Origin of the sequence: Reyranella humidisoli (genome assembly GCF_019039055.1) — a bacterium.
Classification (GTDB): domain Bacteria; phylum Pseudomonadota; class Alphaproteobacteria; order Reyranellales; family Reyranellaceae; genus Reyranella; species Reyranella humidisoli.
Genome location: NZ_JAHOPB010000001.1, coordinates 861,591 through 882,562, shown reverse-complemented (window position 1 = coordinate 882,562; position 20,972 = coordinate 861,591). Strand labels below are relative to the sequence as shown.

Annotated in this window: 20 protein-coding genes and 1 pseudogene; 12 read left to right on the top strand and 9 right to left on the bottom strand. The window is 67.0% G+C overall.

Annotated features, from left to right (window positions below; all coding sequences use genetic code 11):
* Window positions 1-50 precede the first annotated feature (50 nt).
* The 3 genes from KQ910_RS04360 to KQ910_RS04350 are packed head-to-tail and all read right to left on the bottom strand — an operon-like array spanning window position 51 to window position 2,818.
* A complete protein-coding gene (locus tag KQ910_RS04360) occupies window positions 51-386 on the bottom strand; it encodes an Mpo1-like protein (RefSeq protein ID WP_216957253.1) in 336 nt (111 codons plus the stop codon).
* A 9-nt stretch (window positions 387-395) separates the two neighbouring features.
* The gene (locus KQ910_RS04355; protein ID WP_216957252.1) at window positions 396-1,592 is read right to left on the bottom strand and encodes a CaiB/BaiF CoA transferase family protein; all 1,197 of its coding nucleotides are present in this window, start codon (window positions 1,590-1,592) and stop codon (window positions 396-398) included.
* A gap of 14 nt (window positions 1,593-1,606) precedes the next feature.
* Window positions 1,607-2,818 carry a CaiB/BaiF CoA transferase family protein gene (locus tag KQ910_RS04350; RefSeq protein ID WP_216957251.1) on the bottom strand — a complete coding sequence of 404 codons (1,212 nt, stop codon included), beginning with the start codon at window positions 2,816-2,818 and terminating at the stop codon, window positions 1,607-1,609.
* A gap of 118 nt (window positions 2,819-2,936) precedes the next feature.
* Here KQ910_RS04350 and KQ910_RS04345 point away from each other — a divergent pair, with 118 nt between their 5' ends.
* From KQ910_RS04345 to KQ910_RS04330, 4 genes are all read left to right on the top strand, one after another.
* Complete coding sequence (locus KQ910_RS04345; RefSeq protein WP_216957250.1) at window positions 2,937-4,337, top strand: sulfatase-like hydrolase/transferase; 1,401 nt, start codon at window positions 2,937-2,939, stop codon at window positions 4,335-4,337.
* A 10-nt stretch (window positions 4,338-4,347) separates the two neighbouring features.
* Window positions 4,348-5,319 (top strand): Bug family tripartite tricarboxylate transporter substrate binding protein, encoded by a 972-nt coding sequence (locus KQ910_RS04340; RefSeq protein ID WP_216957249.1) that lies wholly within the window; start codon window positions 4,348-4,350, stop codon window positions 5,317-5,319.
* Window positions 5,320-5,414: 95 nt separating this feature from the next.
* On the top strand, window positions 5,415-6,428 hold the full coding sequence (locus tag KQ910_RS04335; protein WP_216957248.1) for an aspartate-semialdehyde dehydrogenase: 1,014 nt from the start codon (window positions 5,415-5,417) through the stop codon (window positions 6,426-6,428).
* Window positions 6,429-6,562: 134 nt separating this feature from the next.
* Window positions 6,563-7,993 carry a tetratricopeptide repeat protein gene (locus tag KQ910_RS04330; RefSeq protein WP_216957247.1) on the top strand — a complete coding sequence of 477 codons (1,431 nt, stop codon included), beginning with the start codon at window positions 6,563-6,565 and terminating at the stop codon, window positions 7,991-7,993.
* On the opposite strand, the gene KQ910_RS04325 is transcribed toward KQ910_RS04330, so the two are convergent.
* From KQ910_RS04325 to KQ910_RS04315, 3 genes are read right to left on the bottom strand one after another with little or no spacing between them, the layout of a single operon-like run.
* Complete coding sequence (locus KQ910_RS04325) at window positions 7,990-8,586, bottom strand: TIGR04282 family arsenosugar biosynthesis glycosyltransferase (protein ID WP_216957246.1); 597 nt, start codon at window positions 8,584-8,586, stop codon at window positions 7,990-7,992. The genes KQ910_RS04330 and KQ910_RS04325 overlap by 4 nt on opposite strands.
* Window positions 8,583-9,266, bottom strand: a complete 684-nt coding sequence (locus KQ910_RS04320; protein WP_216957245.1) for a TIGR04283 family arsenosugar biosynthesis glycosyltransferase — start codon at window positions 9,264-9,266, stop codon at window positions 8,583-8,585. The genes KQ910_RS04325 and KQ910_RS04320 overlap by 4 nt, the downstream gene beginning before the upstream one ends.
* Window positions 9,263-10,204 (bottom strand): radical SAM protein, encoded by a 942-nt coding sequence (locus tag KQ910_RS04315; RefSeq protein WP_216957244.1) that lies wholly within the window; start codon window positions 10,202-10,204, stop codon window positions 9,263-9,265. The genes KQ910_RS04320 and KQ910_RS04315 overlap by 4 nt, the downstream gene beginning before the upstream one ends.
* 144 nt (window positions 10,205-10,348) lie before the next feature.
* Here KQ910_RS04315 and KQ910_RS04310 point away from each other — a divergent pair.
* Window positions 10,349-10,933: pseudogene (locus tag KQ910_RS04310) on the top strand (malonic semialdehyde reductase); the annotation flags it as partial.
* A 6-nt stretch (window positions 10,934-10,939) separates the two neighbouring features.
* On the opposite strand, the gene KQ910_RS04305 reads toward KQ910_RS04310, so the two are convergent.
* Window positions 10,940-11,635: a LysE family translocator gene (locus KQ910_RS04305; protein WP_216957242.1), complete on the bottom strand. Its 696-nt coding sequence runs from the start codon at window positions 11,633-11,635 to the stop codon at window positions 10,940-10,942.
* 21 nt (window positions 11,636-11,656) lie between these two features.
* A complete protein-coding gene (pdxY, locus tag KQ910_RS04300) occupies window positions 11,657-12,508 on the bottom strand; it encodes a pyridoxal kinase PdxY (protein ID WP_216957241.1) in 852 nt (283 codons plus the stop codon).
* A 68-nt stretch (window positions 12,509-12,576) separates the two neighbouring features.
* On the opposite strand from pdxY, the gene KQ910_RS04295 reads away from it, so the two are divergent.
* The 7 genes from KQ910_RS04295 to KQ910_RS04265 all read left to right on the top strand — a co-directional run bounded on the left by KQ910_RS04295 (window position 12,577) and on the right by KQ910_RS04265 (window position 19,168).
* A complete protein-coding gene (locus KQ910_RS04295) occupies window positions 12,577-13,458 on the top strand; it encodes an HpcH/HpaI aldolase/citrate lyase family protein (RefSeq protein WP_216957240.1) in 882 nt (293 codons plus the stop codon).
* Window positions 13,455-14,513: a MaoC family dehydratase gene (locus tag KQ910_RS04290; RefSeq protein WP_216957239.1), complete on the top strand. Its 1,059-nt coding sequence runs from the start codon at window positions 13,455-13,457 to the stop codon at window positions 14,511-14,513. The genes KQ910_RS04295 and KQ910_RS04290 overlap by 4 nt, the downstream gene beginning before the upstream one ends.
* Window positions 14,514-14,649: 136 nt before the next feature.
* Window positions 14,650-15,048, top strand: a complete 399-nt coding sequence (sdhC, locus tag KQ910_RS04285; RefSeq protein ID WP_216957238.1) for a succinate dehydrogenase, cytochrome b556 subunit — start codon at window positions 14,650-14,652, stop codon at window positions 15,046-15,048.
* Window positions 15,049-15,058: 10 nt separating this feature from the next.
* Entirely contained in the window at window positions 15,059-15,445 is a 387-nt protein-coding gene (gene sdhD, locus KQ910_RS04280; protein WP_216957237.1) for a succinate dehydrogenase, hydrophobic membrane anchor protein, read from the top strand.
* Window positions 15,446-15,448: 3 nt separating this feature from the next.
* Entirely contained in the window at window positions 15,449-17,293 is a 1,845-nt protein-coding gene (sdhA, locus tag KQ910_RS04275) for a succinate dehydrogenase flavoprotein subunit (protein WP_216957236.1), read from the top strand.
* Window positions 17,294-17,308: 15 nt separating this feature from the next.
* Entirely contained in the window at window positions 17,309-18,088 is a 780-nt protein-coding gene (locus tag KQ910_RS04270; protein ID WP_216957235.1) for a succinate dehydrogenase iron-sulfur subunit, read from the top strand.
* Between the two features lie 54 nt (window positions 18,089-18,142).
* On the top strand, window positions 18,143-19,168 hold the full coding sequence (locus KQ910_RS04265) for an amino acid ABC transporter substrate-binding protein (RefSeq protein ID WP_216957234.1): 1,026 nt from the start codon (window positions 18,143-18,145) through the stop codon (window positions 19,166-19,168).
* A gap of 126 nt (window positions 19,169-19,294) precedes the next feature.
* Here KQ910_RS04265 and KQ910_RS04260 read toward each other — a convergent pair whose 3' ends face one another.
* Window positions 19,295-20,899: a serine hydrolase domain-containing protein gene (locus KQ910_RS04260; RefSeq protein ID WP_216957233.1), complete on the bottom strand. Its 1,605-nt coding sequence runs from the start codon at window positions 20,897-20,899 to the stop codon at window positions 19,295-19,297.
* Window positions 20,900-20,972 lie beyond the last annotated feature (73 nt).

Here is a 20,972-nt window from a genome sequence, read left to right as displayed (position 1 = left end):
CAATGTGGCGTCGGCCCCCCGGGGAAGCAAGGGCCAGTCCGACCCCTGTTTCAGGGCGCGCGGACCTGATGTTTCATCAGCTCGTCACCCAGCCGGCCAGTCAGGAACAGGCCGCACATCCTGTAGTCGCTGATCAGCGACCAGAAGGGCGCCTCGAAGGTGGCGGGCTTGTTCTTTTCGATGAAGAAGTGCCCGAACCAGGCCGGTCCGTAGCCGAACACGGGAACGCCCAGCAGCCACCACCAGTTCTGGGTGACGATCGCCCAGACGAGCAGCGCGGCCGAAGCGATGGTGCCGACATAGTGCACGGCGCGCGTCGAGGGCTTCGCGTGCTCACGCAGGTAGAACGGCCAGAACTCGGCATAGGTCCGGAAGCGGGAGGCCATCCGGGGAGCCTACCCCAAAGCGCCGGCCTTTTTGAGGGCCTCGATCTCGCTTTCGCTGAACCCGGTCTCGCGCAGCACCTCGTCATTGTGCTGGCCGACCTCGGGCGGCGGCCCGGCCTTGCGCGGCACGGCGAAGCCCAGGCGGATCGGTGTGTTCACGGTCCGCGGGATCGCGGGGTTGTCTGTATCCGCGAAGATTCCGGCATGCTCGGCCTGCTCGTCGTCGACCACGTCGGCCAGCCGGCCGATCACGCCGAAGGGGATGCCGGTCCCCGACAGGAGCTTCTCCCAGTCCGCATAGGGGCGGCTGGCGAATACCGGCGCCAGCAAGTCGTGCAATTCCTGGGCATGGGCGCGCCGTTCCGGCCGTCCGCTGAAGCGCGGATCGGCCATCAGGTCGGGGCGCTCCACGATGCCGCAGAACGTGTCCCACAGCCGGTCGTCGCGGACCATCAGGAGCTGCAGCCAGCGATCGTCGCGCGTGCGGTAGAGATTGGTCAGCGCGTTGCGCGGCTTGTCGGGGGGCGGACGCACCGGGAGTTCCGCGCCGACCAGCGCGCCGGCGGCCGTCGTGCCATTGGCCCAGACGCCGTTGGCGTAGAGCGACGTGCCGACCCAGCCGCCCTTGCCGGTCTGGTCGCGCCGCCGCAGGCCCATCAGGATCGCGGCGACGAGCGTCATCGCGGTCGCGCGGTCGCCCTGCGCCGGCAGCGAGACGCCAGGCGGCCCGCCGTCGTAGCGCGCCGCGTCGAGGATGCCGGAGCGGCCGAAGTAGGCGGTGATGTCGAAGCCCGGCCGGTCGCGGTCGGGGCCGCTCTCGCCGTAGCCGGTGAGCGAGCAGTAGACGAGGCGCGGGTTGATCGGCTCGATGTCTTCCCAGCGCAGCCGCAGCCGTTCGCGCGCCGGCGGCGGGAAGTTCACGATCATCACGTCGGCCCGCTTCAGCAGCCGTTCGAGAATCGTGCGGGCGCCGTCGGTCTTCAGGTCGAGCGCCAGCGAGCGCTTGTGGCGGCCGTCGAGCTGCCACGGGAAGTTCCGGTCGCTCTGCGGGTAGCCGGCGTTGCGGAAGCTGTTGCGATGCGGGTCGCCGTCGACCGGTGGTTCGATCTTGATGACGTCGGCGCCGTAGTCGCCGAGCGCCGCCGCCGCGGCCGGGGCTGCGATGAAGGAGCTGATGTCGAGGACGGTGAGGCCGGCAAGCGGCAACGGCTCTTCCGGTATCATCGCAGCGCACCGCTTGCCTTGAGCGCCGCCACTTCCTGCGGGCTGACGCCGACCTCGCGCAGCACTTCCTCGCCATGCTCGCCAAGCGCCGGGGCTGGGTGCGCCACGCGCGGGCTGGCGAAGCCCAGGCGAATGGGATCGGCCAGGGTGCGCGGCATGTCGGGGATGGCCGTGTCGACCACCGCCCCGCAGGCCACGGCCTGCGCATCGTCCGGCACGTCCTGCGGCCGGCTGATGACGCCGAAGGTGACGCTGTGCGCCGCCAGCGCCTCGCGCCAGTGCTCGTAGGGCTGCGTGGCGAAGGTGTCGCTGAGGAGGCCGGCGAGTTCGCCGGCGCGGGCGCGACGCTCGGGTTCGGTGGCGAAGCGCGGATCGTCGATCAGCGATTCCAGCCCCATCGCCCGGCAGAGCGGCGCCCACAGCTTGTCGGCGCGCACGATGGTGAGCTGGAGCCACCGGTCGTCGGCGGTGCGGTAGATGTTGCCCAGCGCCGACCGCGGACGGTCGGGGGGCGGCCGGTGCGGCAGGAAGGCGCCGACCAGTGCTGCTTGCGCGATCACGCCGCACGACCACAGACCGTTGCCCAGCAGCGACGTGCCGACCCACGAGCCTTCGCCGGTCTTCATGCGGTGCATCAGTGCCATCAGGATCGCCGACACGAGCGACATCGCCGTGGCGCGGTCGCCTTGCGCGGGACCGGGCACGCCCGGCGGCCCGCCTTCGTAGCGCTGCGCATCGAGGAGGCCTGAGCGGGCGAAATAAGCAGTGGCATCGAAGCCGGGCCGGTCGCGATCGGGGCCGCTCTCGCCATAGCCGGTGAGGGACGCGTAGATCAGCTTCGGGTTGACCTGCTTCACATCCTCGTAGGCGAGCTTGAGCTTGTCGCGCACCGGCGGCGGGAAGTTGCAGATCAGGATGTCGGAGACCGCGATCAGCCGGTCCAGCGCCGCGCGCGCGTCCGCCTGCTTCAGATCGAGCACGATGGAGCGCTTGTTGCGCGAATCCATCTGCCAGGGATAGTTGACCTCGCTTTTCGGATAGTTCGACGAATCGTGCATGATCCGGCGGTTGGGATCGCCCTCCGGTCCTTCGACCTTGATCACGTCGGCGCCCCAGTCGCCCAGCACGACGGCTGCGGCCGGTGCGGCGATGAACGAGCTGATGTCCAGTACGCGCAATCCCGCCAGAGGCAGGGCAGTCTCGGTCATGGATTTTTCCCTTTCGCGGCCGATATGGGCGCGGGGCTCTGGTCTCCGTCAACAGGGCTCGCTAGCCTGATTTCGGCACGCGGTGTGCTTGCCGGAAATTAAGTGCGGGGACCTCATCGTGGCAAAGAAGCGTAAACCCAATTTCCTGGTCGTGCTGATCGACGACCTCCGGTTCGACGAGCTGGGGATCTGCGGCCATCCCTACATGAAGACGCCGCATATCGACCGGATCGGCCACGAAGGCGCGATGTTCACCTCGGCGTTCCACACCACGCCGCTCTGCTCGCCCAACCGCGCCTCGATCCTGACCGGCCAGTATGCGAGCCGCCACGGCATCATCGACAACGTCGCGCGCGACGCGCACAGCCATCGCCTGCCGAACTACCACGTGATTCTGCAGCGTCTGGGCTACGAGACCGCCCATATCGGCAAGTGGCACATGGGCAACTCCGGCGGGCCGCGACCGGGCTACGACAAGTGGGTGAGCTTTCCCGGCCATGGGTCGATCATCGATCCGGTGCTGAACATCGACGGCAAGGAGAAGAAGTACGAAGGCTACATCACCGACCTGCTGAACGGTCACGCCGTCGATTTCCTGAAGAAGAAGCGCGACAAGCCTTTCGCGCTGTTCTTCGCGCACAAGGCCGTGCATCCCGACGCCTTCCAGGCGGCCGACGGCACGATCGACTTCACCGACGGCGGCTACCGTCCGGCGCCGCGCCACGCCGACCTCTACAAGGGCGAACACTTCCCGCGCCGGCCCAATGCGCTTCCTGCGGCCGACGTGGTGAAGGACAAGCCGGCCTGGACGGAAGCCCACGCGATGCGCGTCAACGAGGCGTCGCGCAAGGTACTGGACGGGATCCTCGCCGGCACGGACGAGGAAATCCGGCTTCGCGCCGCCATGATGGCCTCGGTCGACGAGGGCATGGGCGACATTTTCAAGGTGCTCGAGCAGAACGGCGAACTCGACAATACCTTCATCCTGTTCTTTGGAGACAATGGCTACTTCTTCGGCGAGCACGGTCTCGGGCCGGAGCGGCGCTTCGCCTACGAGGAAGGCATCAAGTCGCCGTTCCTCATCCGCTATCCCGCCTGGTTCAAGCCGGGCACAATGAACGACGAGCTTGTGCTGGCGCTCGATATCGCGCCGACGCTCGTCGATTTGGCAGGCGGCAAGGCGGCTGACTTCAAGACGATGCAGGGCCAGTCGCTCAAGCCGCTCGCCAAAGGGGCCAAGCCCAAGGGTTGGCGCACCTCCTTCATGTGCGAATACTTCAGCGAGAACGCCATGCCGTGGCTCGTGGGCATGAGCTACAAGGCGATCCGCACGAAGCGTCACAAGTACATCCACTGGACGCAGAAGTCGCTCGACGGCGTCGCATGCGACGAACTCTACGACCTCAAGAGCGATCCCTACGAAATGCGCAATCTGATCGGCAAGCGATCGGAGCAGGGGCTGGTCGCGCGCTTGCGCAAGCAACTCGCCGCTTTGGTCGCCAGGTCTGTCGGGCTTTGAGGAGGCATGCATGATCCTTACGAAGAGAACCCTGCTCGCGGCCGCGCTGGCCGCCGCTTCGACGAGGGCGATGGCCCAGTCCTGGCCGGCCAAGCCGATCCGCATGATCGTGCCGCTGGCCCCCGGCGCCACGGCCGACATCGTCGCGCGCCTGTTCGCCGATGAACTCGGCAAGGCGCTTGGCCAGACCATCGTGGTCGACAACAAGACCGGCGCGGGCGGGACGATCGCCACCGCCGAGCTGGCCCGCGCCCCGGCCGACGGCTACACGATGGGCCTGGTCTCGCAGGGCACGATGGTGTTCAACATCGGCCTCTACAAGACTCCGGGCTACGATCCGCTGAAGGACCTCTCGATGGTCGCGGTGACCGGCGGGGTCTCCAACGTCCTGATCGTTTCACCCGACAATCCTGCCAGAACCGTGGCCGACCTGCTGGCGCAGGCCCGCGCCAAGCCTGGCGAGCTCACCTACTCGTCGGGCGGCGTCGGCACCAGCCACCACATGTCCGGCGTGCTGCTGGAGTTGCGGACCGGCGTGAAGCTGCAGCACGTGCCCTATCGCGCGACGCCGGCCGGCATCCAGGCCGTCGCCAACGGCGAGGTGGCGATGGGCTTGTTCAACACGCCGACGGTCATCGGCCTGATCAAGGGCGGCAAGCTCAAGGCGCTGGCCGTGACCAGCGAGTCGCGCTCCACCCTCCTGCCAGACGCGCCGACGATGATCGAGGCCGGGGTCAAGGAATACGTCGTGAACACCTGGATGGGCTTCGCGGTCCCGGCCGGCGTGCCCGAGCCGGTGATCACGCGTCTCAATGCCGAGATCAACCGCATCGGCCAGTTGCCGCAGGTGCGCGAGAAGATGATGGGCCAGGGCATCGAGATGCTGCCGCCAGGCTCGCCGGCAGCGGCGCAGAAGCTGGTTCGCGACGACCTCGCAGTTTGGCTCCCCATCATCAAGGCCTCGGGCGCGTCGGCCGAATAGGCGCCACCCGGCCCCATTCTTGCCAAAGCGGAGCGGTGCGCGTATCTCCCCCTGTCATTCAATCAGGGGTGCGCGCACGTTAGGCGCATATTGTCATGGGCTACAGAGTCGCCGTCGTCGGCGCGACCGGGAACGTCGGTCGCGAAATGTTGCAGATCCTGGCCGAGAGGAATTTCCCGGTCGATGAGGTCGTCGCGCTGGCCTCCTCCCGTTCGGTCGGCCTGAAGGCTTCGTTCGGCGACAAGTCGATCCTGAAGGTCCAGGACCTCGCCAAGTTCGACTTCAAGGGCATCGACATCGTGCTGAGCTCGCCCGGCGCCAAGGTGTCGGCCGAGCACAGCCCACGCGCGGCCAAGGCCGGCGCCGTGGTGATCGACAACACCTCGTACTGGCGCATGGATCCGGACGTGCCGCTGGTCGTTCCCGAGGTCAATCCGCAGGCGATCGCCGGCTACAAGGGCCGCGGCATCATCGCCAACCCGAACTGCTCGACCATCCAGATGGTTGTCGCCCTGAAGCCCATCCACGACGCGGCCGGCATCAAGCGCGTCGTCGTGTCGACCTATCAGTCGACGTCCGGCGCCGGCAAGGAAGCGATGGACGAGCTGGTCAGCCAGACCAAGAGCTTCTTCGTCAACCAGACGCTCGACCCGGTGAAGTTCACCAAGAACATCGCCTTCAACGTCATTCCCCAGATCGACGTCTTCATGGATGACGGTTCGACCAAGGAAGAGTGGAAGATGGTGGTCGAGACCAAGAAGATCCTCGACCCGAAGATCAAGGTCCACGCGACCTGCGTGCGCGTGCCGACCTTCGTCGGTCACGCCGAATCGATCAATCTCGAACTCGAGCGGCCGCTCGAGGACGACGAGGCGCGGCGCATCCTCTCGGCGGCGCCCGGCGTGCTGGTGGTCGACCAGCGCGAGCCCGGCGGCTACGTGACGCCGAAGGAGGTCACCGGCCAGGACGGCGTTTTCGTGAGCCGCATCCGCTCCGATCCCACGGTCGAGAACGGCCTGGCGATGTGGGTCGTCAGCGACAATCTTCGCAAGGGCGCGGCGCTGAACGCCGTGCAGATCGCCGAAGAGCTCATCAAGGGCTACGTCTGAAGCCACGCGCCATCGACGCGCGGTGAAACGAATGGCGTGGACCTCCCGGTCCGCGCCATTTTCATGCGAGGACGGATGCTTGTGACGCGCGGCTGGGCTAGACTGCCTGCACCGCATTGTCCCGAGCGAGTTCCGTGAACGACACGCCCAACTTCCACCCGACGAAGCGGGAATCGGCGGCTTCCAGCGCGCCGACGCCGTTGTTCGGCAGTGCGGCCGACAGCTTCGTGCAGCAGCTGCGCCTGGCGTCGCAGGCCCATCGCGCCGGCCGGCTCGACGAGGCGATCGCATCCTACCTGCGCCTGCTCTCGGTGCGCCCTGATCACGCCGAGCTGCACAACAATCTCGGCGTCGCGCTGCGCCTCGCGGGCAAGCTCGAAGCCTCGGTGTCGCATCATCGCCTTTCGCTGGCGGCCGATCCCGCCAACCCCGCCCTGCATTCCAACCTCGGCAATGCGCTTCGCGCCGCGCACCAGTTCGACGAGGCGGTGAAGCATCACTACCAGTCGATCGCGCTCAGCCGCGACTACGCCGAAGGTTTCTTCAATCTGGCGCTTTGCCTGCGCGATCTCGGCCGCCTCGACGAGGCCGTCGGCTGCTTCAGCCGTGCGCTGACCCTCAATCCCGACGGCCGCCGGATGAGGGTCGAATTCGCCCTCGCGCTGCTGATGCGCGGCGACCTGGCGGAGGGGTTCGCGGCATACGAGACGCGCAAGCGCCTGCCCGAGACGCCGGCGCCCGAGTTCGCGCAGCCGGCCTGGGACGGCGGGCCGCTCGAGGGCAAGCGCATCCTGCTCTATCCCGAGCAGGGCCTGAGCGACGCGCTGCTGTTCGTCCGCTTCGCCCGCGACCTGAAGCGGCGCGGCGCCACGGTCGTCGTGCTCTGCCAGGCGCTGCTGAAGGAATTGCTGCGCGCCGTCGACTATGTCGACGAGGTCGTGGCCGAGGGCGAGAAGCTGCCGGCGTTCGACGTCCATGCCTCGATGGTGTCGCTGCCGCATCTCTGCAGGCCCGATTTCGCGACCTTGCCGGGCGCGCCGCCCTATCTTCGTGCGCCGGAGGAAAGCCGCATCAAGCTCGGCCACCTCGACGCGGCGAAACTGCGCATCGGCATCTACTGGGCGGCGATGCCCGGCCAGGCACAGGACCGGCAGCGCTCGGTCCCGTTCGAGCAGTTCCTGGCGCTTTCGGGCGATCCGGAATTGCTGATCTTCAGCCTGCAGGGCGGCGTCCATCAGAAGGACATCCAGACCTTCGGCGCGAACGGGCTGGTGCACGATGTCGGCCGCGGCATCTTCGATTTCGCCGAGGCCGCCACGGCGCTCTCCCAACTCGACCTGCTGATCTCGATCGACGCGCCGGTCGCGCACCTCGCCGCGGCGATGGGTGTGAAGACCTGGGTGCTGCTTCCCGCGACCGCCGACTGGCGCTGGCAGCTCGGCGGCGCCGACGCCCCCTGGTATCCCTCGGCGCGCCTCTTCAAGCAGACGGTCGGCGGAAGCTGGAACGATGTCTTCGCCCATGTGCGGCGCGAACTCGACGGCTTGAAGAAGGTGGTCGCTTAGAGCGTTAGCCGCCGCAGCGCTTCGGCATCGTCGACATCGTCGAGCGTGTCGGCCAATGCCGTCGTGACGTGCGAGGGAATGCTGGCCAGCGTGTCGGCCAGCACCGTTGGCGTCGACCAGAGCACCGTGTCGAATAGCGTGCAGGGCAGGGGCCGCAAGCGCTTCGCGCCGACCAGCCAGAAGCCACCGTCGCGTGCCGGCCCGAAGACGAGATCGTGCCGGCCCAACAGATCGAAGGCGCGTGCGATGTGATATGGGCGCATCGCCGGGATATCGCTGCCGACCAGCACGACGGGGCCCGGCGGCAAGGTCTCGAAAGGCCGTTTCATGCGCCGGCCGAGATCGCCCTCGCGCTGCGGCCGTCGGCGCGACATCGGCACGAGGCGCCAGGCGGGGTGGGTGAGTCCGCTGTTGGGCGTGACGAACAGCCAGACCGTCCAGCGCGGGTCGCGCGCCATACGCTCGATCTGCGCAGAGAGAATCCGGCGATAGAAACGGGCCGCTTCCCCCAGGCCGATCTCCGCCCCGAGGCGGCGCTTCACGCGACCGGTCTGAGGCGCGCGCGCGAAGATGACGAGGTGGCGCTTCGTCACCCGTACAGTCTCCGCAGGAAGTGGGGCGAGGCGCCGGCAAAGTAGAGTGCGAGGCAGCTCAGGTTCCGCAGCGGGCGAGCGACCCAGCCGTCGCGCTGGTAACGTGCGGCGGAAGTGAGCGCGTCGGCGTCGAGAGCCACCAGATCGCCGCGGCCGATGCGGCGCATGAGGTCGACGTCTTCCATCAGCGGCAGGGGGCGGAATCCTCCAAGACGTTCGTAGCGAGCACGCGCGATCAGCAAGCCCTGGTCGCCGTAGGGCAGGCCGAATATCCGACAGCGCCAGGTGGCGAGGCGCTCGACCCGTCGCGCGCGCGGGTCGGCACTGTCGAAGCGCAGCCGGAAGTAACCGGCCTTGTCGTCGTTGGCGCCGGAAGAAACGAAGCGCGCGATGGTCGCGCCGGCGCTGGGCCCCAGTCGCGTGTCGGCATGGAGAAACAGAAGCCACGGCGCATCGCCCGCCGCGGCGCCGACGCCCAGTTGTCCGCCGCGCCCCGGTGGTGCGGTCACGATCCGGGCGCCGGCTTCGCGCGCGATCGCCACCGTATCGTCGCCGGAACCGCCGTCGCAGACGGTCGTCGAGATCGCGAAGCCGGGAGGAGCGGGAAGCGCCGCTAGGGTCCGGCCGAGCGTGCGACCAGCGTTCAGTGTCGGGATGACGATGTCGAGTGTCGTCGTCACGCGCTGCAGGCAGCTCCGCCCAGCACGCAGAACTTGGCGCAATGGGGATGGTTCAGGCGCACCGCACCGACACTCTCCGCCAGCGTCTCGCCCATCTCGAACTGCGGATCGTAGGGCAGCAAGGTGCAGGCGACGACAGCGGGACGTTCGGCGCCCTTGCGCTTCATCACCATGCGCGCCGAGGCGCACATCACGCTGTCGGGCGACTTCTTCAGGATGCCCCAGCAGGCCGTCGTGATCTCGGGCACGTCGACGGTCGGGTCCATCTCCGGGAACAGGACCAGGGTCGCGGGATCGAGCGCATCGATGGGAACGCCCAGCCGCGCAAACAGGCGCGCATAGCCCGCTCGAACCTCCTCGTCGGTCTCATTCGAGAAGTGGCGGCCGGCGACGTGGACGTCGAAGCCCGCCTCGGCGAGCCAGACCAGCCCGTCGATCGTCGGCTTCCAGCTTCGGAGGCCGCGCTCTTCTTCGTGCAGGTCTCTCTCATGGTGGTCGACCGAGACGCGGATCGTGAGATTGTCCCTTCCGTGGCGCACCAGCAGGTCGAGCAGGGCAGGCTTCATTTTGTGCATCGGCTGCATGGCGTTGGTCAGCACCATGGCTTTCAGGCCGCGCCCCAACACGTCGTCGAGCATCGCCGGCAGGTCGGGATTCATGAAGGGCTCGCCCCCCGTGAAGCCGATCAGCTTCGTGGCGTGGCCGTCGCGCTCGATCTCGTCGAGATAGCCGGCGACCTCCGCCGCCTCCAGGTAGACCAGCCGGTCGTTGCGCGGCGAGGATTCGATGTAGCAGTTCCGGCAGGTGAGGTTGCACAGCGTGCCCGTGTTGAACCACAGCGTCTCCAGCGCCTTCAACTCGACATGCGCCCGCGTCTCGCCCTTGGCCGTGATCCAGGCATCCTTGAATTTCGCGGGGTCGAGCAGGACCGGCAGCATCGATTGAAGCCTGTACGCACGTTGACGGCGAAGCCTAGCACAGTTCGTGCAATGGAAGGCGGGTTCCGGGCGGTAACTCGATCACATGTGCGCGTCTCGACCGTGCGGTGAAGCTTCGCTACGGTCGCTCAACACAAGGGGAATCGAATGCTCGACGACAAGGCGCTTGCCACCATCTTCCGCGAGGCCCGCACGCACAATGGCTGGCTGGACAAGCCGGTGACCGACAAGCAGCTCCACGAAATCTACGACCTCATGAAATGGGGTCCGACCTCGGCCAACTGCCAGCCCGCGCGAATCGTCTTCGTGCGCACCAAGGAGGGCAAGGAGAAGCTCAAGCCGGCGCTGAGCGCAGGCAATACCGAGAAGACTATGACGGCGCCTGTGACGGCGATCCTCGCCTACGACCCGGAATTCTTCGAGCACCTGCCGCGGATGTTCCCGCACGACCAGACAGCGATCCACTGGTTCAAGGGCAAGCCGTCGGCCGAGCCGACCGCCTTCCGCAACGGCACCTTGCAGGGCGCCTACCTGATCGTCGCCGCGCGGGCGCTCGGCCTCGATTGCGGCGCCATGAGCGGCTTCGACAACGCCAAGGTCGACGCGGCCTTCTTCCCCGACGGCAAGTTCAAGACGAACTTCCTGTGCAACATCGGCTACGGCGATCACGGCAAGGTGTTCGCGCGCAGCCCGCGCTTCGGGTTCGACGAGGTCTGCGCGCTCGCCTGAGCGCGTTCAGAGCCCGAAGAAAGCGCCGATCTTCTTCCAGGGCAGCGGCAGCAGCGAGATCAGGGCCGCCAGCCCGAAGCCCAGGATGACGGCGCCCGAGCCGCGGTTCAGCCACAGCAGGCCGGTGCCGGTGAAGCGCGCGCGCAGCGACACCGACGCGGTGCAGATGATCGTCCACCAGGCGAGCGCGCCGCAGAACACCGACGCGACCAGCAGGGTGGCGTCGGGGAGGCTGGCGCCGACACCGGCCAGGTTGCGGCCGGCGAAGGCCGCGCCGAAGGCCATCACGGTGAGCGGATTGAACACCGTGATGAAGAAGCTCGAACTGGCATAGTGGAAGTGCGTCGAGAACGTGTGCTCGCGATCGTCGGCGACGGGATCGCCGACGTTGCGCGGGCGATGACGCATCGTGGTCCAGCCCATGATCACCAGCACGAGCCCGCCGATGCCGAGCAGCCAGGCTTCGCGTTCGATCACGAACTTCTGCACGAACGAGAGGCCGAACGCGGCCACGGCGCCGAACACCGCGTCGCCCAGCGCCGCACCGATGCCCGTCATGTAGCCCGCCATGGCGCCGACGGTGATCGAGCGGCGGATGCAGAGCGCGGCGGCCGGTCCCACGGGAACGGCGATGAGGAAGCCGATGGCCGCGCCCTCGATGGCGAGCGCGATGGGATTGAAGGCGAAGCCGGGCACGTTCATGGGGGCACGGTCATCGCGCGCCTATAGCCTCTCGGCCCTGAAGACGCGCGGCGGCGCGACCAGCCGGTCCTGCGCTGCCACGAGCTGCAGTTCGCGCTCGCCCATCGCCTGCGTGGCTTCGAGAACCGCAAAGATCGACGAGGCGGCCTTGCCCAGCGCCTCGGGGATCTCGTCGCCCGAGATCCAGTGGGCGGTGAACAGGGCGGCGACGGCGTCGCCGGTGCCGTTGGGTGCGATGGGGAAACCGATCATCGGTGTCTCAATGCGCCAGGCTGCCTCGTGGGTCACGGCGACCATTTCGATCGTGTCGCCAGGCGCATCGGCGCGGCGCAGGCTGGTGATCAGGGCAAGCCGCGGTCCCTGGAGCAGCAGGCGCGCCGCCGCCAGCGCCTCGTCGAGGGTCGACACCTTGCGGCCGGTCAACAGCTCCAGCTCGAAATGATTCGGCGTGACGAGGTCCGCCGCCGGGATGGCGCGTTCGCGAAAGAAGGCCTCGATGCCCGGCTTCACGTAGACGCCGGTGTCGATGTCGCCCAGCACGGGATCGCAGCACCAGACGGCGCGCGGGTTGGCGGCTCGCACGCGGCCTGCGGTATCGAGGACGACGTCGGCCAGTGCCGCGTCGCCGACATAGCCGGTCAGCAGCCCGTCGCAGCGCGAGAACAGGCCCAGCGCCTCGATGCCCTGGACGATCTCGCCCACCTGTTCGGCCGAGGCGGCGCGGCCGCGCCAGGCGCCATAGCCTGTGTGGTTCGAGAATTCGACCGTGTTCACCGCCCAGACCTCGTGGCCCAATCGTTGCAGGGGAAAAGTTGCCGCACGATTGCCGACGTAGCCGTAGGCGACATGGCTCTGGAGGGACAGGAAGCGCATGGCCGCCCCCACCTTGCCACAAGGAGGACCGTCATTATAGTCCGCCGCGTTTTCGGGGAGACCTTCAGATGTCGATGACCGTCCGTCCGCGCCGCAGCGTTCTCTACATGCCGGGTGCCAACACGCGCGCGCTGGAGAAGGCGCGGACCCTGCCGGCCGACGCGCTGATCTTCGATCTCGAGGACGCGGTCGCGCCCGATGCCAAGGAAGCCGCCCGCGCCAACGTCGTTGCGGCGGCGCAGAGCAAGGGTTACGGCAAGCGCGAGATCGCGATCCGCTGCAACGGTCTCGGCACGCCCTGGGGCAAGGCCGACATTGCCGCGATCGCAAAATCGGGCGCGGACGCCGTGGTGGTCCCGAAGGTCGAGAGCGCGGCCGAGGTGGCGAGCGTCGTCGGCCTGCTCGATGCGGCCGGCGCGCCCGCGTCGATGGCGGTCTGGGCGATGATGGAGACGCCCAGGGGCATCCTGCGCGCCGAAGAAGTCGCGGGTTCGCATCCGCGGCTCACTTTGTTCATCATGGGCACCAACGATCTGGTGAAGGACATGCGCGCGCGCCACACGCCGATGCGCCTGCCGATGCTGACGGCGCTGGGCCTTGGCATGCTTGCGGCCCGTGCGCACGGCCTCACCATACTGGATGGCGTCTACAACGACATCCAGGACGCCGAAGGTTTCCGCGCTGTCTGCCAGCAGGGGCTGGAGATGGGCTTCGACGGCAAGACGCTGATCCATCCCAGCCAGGTCGAGCCCTGCAACGAGGTGTTTGCGCCCTCGAACGCCGAACTCGACATGGCGGCGAAGATCGTCACCGCCTTCAAGGCCGCGCAGGCCGAGGGCAAGGGTGTCGTCACCGTCGACGGACGCATGATCGAGAACCTTCACGTCGAGCAGGCCGAGCGTGCCTTGGCGCTGGCCTCTGCGATCAAGGAACTGCAGGCGGGCACATGAACAAGACCAGCAACGGCAATTTCTTCGAGGATTTCCGGGTCGGGCAGGAATTCCGCCATGCCACCCCGCGCACGCTGACGGAGGCCGATGCGGCACTGAACATCGCGCTCTACGGATCGCGCTTCGCCATCAATTCGTCGGACGTATTCGCGCAGGGGATCGGCCTGCCGCGCGCCCCGCTCGACGACCTTCTCGTCTTCCATGTCGTCATCGGCAAGACGGTGCCGGACATCTCGCTGAACGCCGTCGCCAATCTCGGCTATGCCGAATTCCGCTGGGGGGTGCCGGTCTATCCCGGCGACACGCTGTCGGCGCATTCGACGGTGCTGGGCCTGCGCGAGAATTCCAACAAGGCGAGCGGCGTCGTCTGGGTGCGCTCCACCGGCGTCAACCAACGCGGCGAGATGGTGCTCGACTATGTGCGCTGGGTGATGGTGCACAAGCGCGATCCGCAGGCACCGGTCCAGCCCACTGTCGTGCCGACGACCGCGCCGGCGGTGAAGCCGGAGGATCTCGTCGTGCCGGCCGGTCTCTCCATTGCCGGCTACGACGATGGCGCCGCCGGTTCGTCGCATCGTTGGGAGGACTATGCGCCGGGCGAGCGGATCGATCATGTGAGCGGCATCACGCTCGAAGACTCCGACCACATGTTCTCGACGCGGCTCTACCAGAATACCGCGCGCGTCCATTTCGACGCCTTCGCCGGGAAGAACACGCGCTTCGGCCGGCGCCTGGCCTATGGCGGCCACGTGATTTCGCTGATGCGGGCGCTGTCGTTCAATGGGTTGGCCAACGGCTTCCGGGTCGCCGCCTTCAACGCCGGCAGCCATGTCGGCCCGACCTTCGGCGGTGACACCATCTATGCCTGGTCGGAGGTGCTCGAGACCGCGCCGCTGCCGGGTCGCCGGGATGTTGGTGCTTTGCGAATGAGAAGCATTGCCGCGAAGGACTGCCCGTGCGGCGAGTGGCCGGGCAAGGGTGCGGACGGCAAGTATCATCCCGCGGTCGTGCTCGATCTCGACTACTGGGTGCTCATGCCCAGGCGCCTTGCATAGAGATACCGCTCGGCAGGCGGATTTCCGCTTGCAAATCCGGGGCTTACCGGACGTGCGACGCCGACATTCGTTGACTTGATGCGGCTGCACGCTACATACAGCACCAGCCGATATCGGCATTTTGAGGTCTTTACGGATGAGCGTTGCCAACCGGCCGGTGCATCGGCCGCTTTCTCCGCATCTGCAGGTCTATCGCCCGCAGCTCACCTCGGTTCTTTCGATCCTGCACCGCGCGACCGGCATTGCTTTGTCGGTGGGCGCGCTCTACCTCGCGACCTGGGTCGTGTTCGCTGCGGCGAGCGCTCCAACCTACGCGATGTTCCAGAGCTTCAACGGATCGATCGTCGGCCGCTTCGTGCTGGGAGGTTGGCTGTTCTGCCTGTTCTTCCACCTGTTCAACGGCATCCGGCATCTTTTCTGGGACATGGGCTACGGCTTCGAGATCAAGGACGCCTATCGCAGCGGATGGATCGTGGTGGCGGTGTCCCTCGTGGCGACGGCCGCCTCGTGGATCGTCGGCCTGCGGCTGATCTGAGGAGCATCCCATGAACAGCGATCTCAGAAGTCATCTCAGCCGCGCGCGCGGGCTCGGCTCTGCCAAGAGCGGCGTTCATCACTTTTGGGTGCAGCGCCTCACCGCCGTCGCGCTGATCCCGCTGGTCGTCTGGTTCGCCGTCTCGCTGGTGATGCTGAGCGGCGCCGACTACAGCATGGTCCGGGCCTGGATGGGCTCGCCGTTCGTGATGGTGCTGCTGATCCTCACCATCGTCATCGGCCTTCATCACGCACAGCTCGGCATCCAGGTCGTGATCGAGGACTACGTCCACGGCGACGGCGCCAAGCTGGCGATGATCGTCGGGGTCAAGTTCATTGCAGTGTTCTTCGGGTTGGCTGCAGCGGTCGCCATCCTGCGTATCGGATTCGGAGGCTAAGTCATGGCCGAGGCGAGCAACGGCAAGGGCAACCCGCCCGTCGCTGGAATCATCAACATCGGCAACACCGCCTACAAGGTGATCGATCACGAATACGACGTGGTCATCGTCGGCGCCGGCGGCGCGGGCCTGCGCGCGACCTTCGGCATGGCCAACAAGGGCTTCAAGACCGCCTGCATCACCAAGGTGTTCCCGACCCGCAGCCACACCGTGGCGGCGCAGGGCGGCATCTCGGCGGCGCTGGGCAACATGGGTCCGGACGACTGGCGCTGGCACATGTACGACACGGTCAAGGGCTCCGACTGGCTCGGCGATCAGGACGCGATCGAATACATGTGCCGCGACGGCATCGGCGCGATCATCGAGCTCGAGCATTACGGCGTGCCGTTCAGCCGCACGCCCGAGGGCAAGATCTACCAGCGCCCGTTCGGCGGCATGACCACGGAATACGGCAAGGGCATCGCCCAGCGCACCTGCGCGGCGGCCGACCGTACCGGCCACGCGATCCTGCACACGCTCTACCAGCAGTCGCTGCGGAACCACGCCGAGTTCTTCATCGAGTATTTCGCCCTCGACCTGATCATGGACGAAGGCGTCTGCCGCGGCGTCATGGCCTGGAACCTCGACGACGGCACCATCCATCGCTTCCGCGCCCACAAGGTGGTGCTGGCGACCGGCGGTTACGGCCGCGTCTATCAGACCGCGACCTCGGCCCACACCTGCACCGGTGACGGCGGCGCCATGGCGCTGCGCGCCGGCCTGCCGCTGCAGGACCTCGAGTTCGTGCAGTTCCATCCGACCGGCGTCTACGGCGCGGGTTGCCTCATCACCGAGGGCGTGCGCGGCGAAGGCGGCTACGTCACCAACTCGGAAGGCGAGCGCTTCATGGAGCGCTATGCCCCGTCGGCCAAGGACCTCGCCTCGCGCGACGTCGTCAGCCGTTCGATGACCGTCGAGATCCGTGAAGGCCGCGGCTGCGGCCCGAACAAGGATTACATCGAGCTGCACGTCGAGCATCTCGATCCCAAGATCATCCACGAGCGCCTGCCGGGCATCGCCGAGACCGCGCGCATCTTCGCCGGCGTCGACGTGACCCGCCAGCCGATCCCCATCCTGCCGACCTGCCACTACAACATGGGCGGCATCCCGGCGAACTATCACTGCGAAGTCATGACGGTGAAGAACGGCGATCCCAACACCGTCGTTCCGGGCCTGATGGCGCTGGGCGAGGCCGCATCGATCGGCGTCCACGGCGCCAACCGTCTCGGCTCCAACTCCCTGCTCGAACTGGTCGTGTTCGGCCGCTCCGCCGCCAACCGCGTCGCCGAGCAGATGACGCCCGGCCAGCCGCACAAGGACATGCCGCGCGCCGGCGAGGAGGCGATCGCCCGCCTCGACAAGGCGCGGCACGCCAACGGCGGCACGCCGACCGCGCAGCTTCGCGCCACCATGCAGAAGACCATGCAGAACGACTGCGCGGTGTTCCGCACGACCAAGACCCTGAACGAGGGTTGCGAGAACATGGACAAGGTGTTCGCCGGCAAGGACGACATCAAGGTCAAGGATCGCTCGATGATCTGGAACTCCGACCTCATGGAGACGCTGGAGTTCGAGAACCTGATCCTCCAGGCGCAGGGCACGATCCGCTCGGCCGCCAACCGCAAGGAAAGCCGCGGCGCGCATGCGCAGGAGGACTTCCCGGACCGCAACGACAAGGAATGGCTGAAGCACACGGTCGTCTGGGTCGACGAGCAGACCGGCAAGACCAGGATCGACTACCGCCCGGTCAACCTGCAGCCGATGAGCAACGACGTTCAGTCGTTCCCGCCCAAGGCCCGCGTGTACTGAGTTCGAGAGGAAGACATGGCCGAGTTCGCTCTCCCCGCCAATTCCAAGATCGGAGTCGGCGAGACCTACAAGGCACCCGCGGGCGCCAAGAACATCAAGAAGTTCAAGGTCTACCGCTGGACCCCGGAAGACGGGAAGAACCCGTCGGTCGACACCTATGAAGTCGACATGGACACCTGCGGTCCGATGGTTCTCGACGCGCTGATCAAGATCAAGAACGAGATCGACAGTTCGCTGACCTTCCGCCGGTCCTGCCGCGAAGGCGTGTGCGGCTCGTGCGCGATGAACATCGACGGCACCAATACGCTCGCCTGCACCAAGTTCATCGACGAGGTGAAGGGCGACATCAAGATCTACCCGCTGCCGCACATGCCGGTGGTGCGCGACCTGGTGCCCGACCTCAACGTGCCCTACGCCCAGCTCACCTCGATCGAGCCGTGGCTGAAGTCCTCGACCCAGCCGCCGACGCGCGAGCGCCTGCAGTCGCCGGAGGAGCGCGCCAAGCTCGACGGCCTGTGGGAGTGCATTCTGTGCTTCTGCTGCTCGACCTCGTGCCCCAGCTACTGGTGGAACGGCGAGCGCTACCTGGGACCGGCCATCCTGCTGCAGGCCTATCGCTGGATCGCCGACAGCCGCGACGAAGCCAAGGGCGAGCGCCTCGACAATCTCGAGGACCCGTTCCGGCTCTATCGCTGCCACACGATCATGAACTGCACCAAGACCTGCCCCAAGAGCCTGAACCCGGCCAAGGCGATCGCCGAGATCAAGAAGCTGATGGTCGAACGCACCATCTGAGCGGCTCGTAATTTGCTATGCTGAGGCCTACTGGGACAAACAGGGGCTTCAGCAATGACACTCAAATCAATCGTCGCCGCCGCCGCATTGTCGGGCGCGGCGCTGGCCGCTGGCCCGGCTTCGGCCGGCCAGACCTTCGACGCGGTCAAGGCCAAGGGCTTCGTCCAGTGCGCCGTGAACACCGGCCTGGCGGGTTTCTCGTTCGCCGACAGCCAGGGCAAGTGGACCGGGCTCGACGTCGATCTCTGCAAGGCCATCGCCGTCGCGATGTTCGGCGACGCCGAGAAGGTGAAGTTCACCCCGACCACCGCCCAGCAGCGCTTCGTCGCCCTGCAGTCCGGCGAGGTCGACGTCATCACCCGCAACGCCACCCAGACGCTGCTGCGCGACACCTCGCTTGGCTTCAACATCGCCGGCGTCAACTTCTACGACGGCCAGGGCTTCATCGTGCCGGCCAAGAGCAACATCAAGGGCGCCAAGGAGCTGAACGGCGCCACGATCTGCGTCCAGCCGGGCACCACGACCGAGCTCAACCTCGCGGACTATTTCCGCGCCAACAAGATGACCTTCAAGCCGGTGCTGATCGAGAAGCTCGACGAGCTGCTGCAGGCCTATGCCGCCGGTCGCTGCGACGCCTACACGACCGATGCGTCCGGCCTCGCCGCGGTGCGCGCCGGCCAGCTCGCCGGCAAGGGCGAGCATGTGATCCTGCCCGAGCGCATCTCCAAGGAGCCGCTGGGCCCGATCGTGCGCCACGGCGACGACCAGTGGTTCGACCTCGTGAAGTGGACCCTGATGGGCATGATCGAGGCCGAGGAGATGGGCATCACGTCGAAGAACGTCGACGAGAAGCTGAAGAGCGAGGATCCCGCCGTGAAGCGCTTCCTCGGCGTCACGCCGGGCTTCGGCAAGGCCGTCGGCGTCGACGAGAAGTGGATGTACAACGTCATCAAGCAGGTCGGTAACTACGGCGAGAGCTACGACCGCCATGTCGGCCCGGCCACGCCGCTCAAGCTCGAGCGCGGCCAGAACGCGCTGTGGACCAACGGCGGCCTGATGTACGCGATCCCATTCCGCTGATGTTTTTTCCTCCCCATTCAAATGGGGAGGTGCCCCGAAGGGGCGGAGGGGGCATGACCCCATCGCCCTCGTAAGACGAGGGCACTTCCCCTTTGCGGAGTCCGCAAAGGGGAAGAGTCCGAAAGCTCAATCCTCGCGATCGAATCGCATCTTCTTGATGCGGCCGGTCGAGACTTCGAGCGCGACGATTTTGCCCGCGCGGTCGCGGACGAGATGGGCGAGCTGGGTCGCCTTGATCCAGCTGCCCGGCGACTCGATCTCGACCGTGTCGGCGTCGATGCCGCGCACGATCCATGGTGCGCCGCCCGAGATCAACGGGCCGCCGACCTCCATCTTCCAGTCCTTGCCGTCGCGGCTGATGCGCCAGACGGCGGCGCAGTCGGACGAGACGTAGGTGCCGGCGAGGTCGGCCGGCACGGCGGCGCGCCTCGACAGCCTGGAGAAGGTGAGGATGCGACCGGCGCCGAGATCGACCTTCAGCGTGCCCTTGGGGCCGGGCTTCAGCGCGAACTCGTAGGATCCGCGCTCGGCCGCCAGCCAGCCGCCCGCGCGGCGGCCCAGCGCGAAGGGCATGCCGTTCTGCGTTACGATGGCCTCGCCGTTGCGCCAGGCCAGGTCAAAGAGAGACGGCTCGGCCGCGTTGAACCAGGTCCCGCCGATCGGCTTGATCTCGGCCTGCGTAACCGGTGGCAGGGCAGGCTTCATCCTGCTGTTTCCGTCGAGAGCGAGCGCGGCAATGGCGCGGGCGCGCCGCCACGGATCGATGCTGCCCAGGTTGGCGATCACCACGACGGTGAGGTCGGCCTTCGGCACGCGCAGAAACTCGGTGCGGAAGCCCGGCCACAGGCCGCCATGGCCGACGGTTTGCAAGCCGCGCAGTTCCTCGACGGCGACACCGCGGCGATAGTTGTTGGCCTTGCCGCCGGTCAGCGGTGCGATGGCGGTGAGCTGCGCGGGGATCGTCTTTCCGAGCGTCGGCTTGTCGAAATGCCGACTCCAGATCAGCAGGTCCTCGACGGTCGAGGTGAGGCCGCCTTCGCCGCCCTGAGGGTAGGCGTGCGCGGCGCGGCGGAAGCCCTGCTCGCGGTCGCCGAGATAGCCGGTGGCGAGGTTCGGGATCATCGCGTCGATCTCGGCCACCAGCGAGGTGTGCGTCATGCCGAGCGGCTTGAAGATGCGCTCGGCGAGCACGTCGCCCAGCTTCTTCTTCGCCAGCTTCTCGATTATCAGGCCGAGCAGCAGGAAGTTGGTATTGCTGTAGAGGAAGCGGCTGCCGGCTGAGAAGTTGAGATGGCGGTTGCGCGTGCAGGCGTCGAACAGGTCCTCGGGCCGGGCCGGCCTGTCGAGACCGTGTCCGCCCAGCCGCAGCAGTTCGAGGAAGTCGGGCAGCCCGCTCGAATTGCGCATCATCTGGTCGATCGTCACCGGCAGCGGCGCCAGCTCGGGCAGGTACTTGTGCGGCGGATCGGAGAGCTTGAGCTTGCCTTCGGCCGCCAGCATCAGCGCCGCCGTCACCGTGAACTGCTTGCTCACCGAGGCGATGCGGAAGCGCGTGTCGGGCCGGATCGGCACGCCGAGTTCGATGCTGGCGAGCCCGAAGCCCCGGCAGTAAGCGATCTCGCCACCGCGCATGACGCCGACGACGGCGCCCGGCGAACCGGGCTTGGAGTAGGGAGAGAACAACGCGGCGACGCGACGCTCGAAGACGGCAGATTCAATGGCTTTCGACATGCAGGCCAGTCAATCGAAGCGGCTCGCGCTTGTAAAGGCGAGCCGGTAGTTTCGAGAAAATGACGGAGGAGCG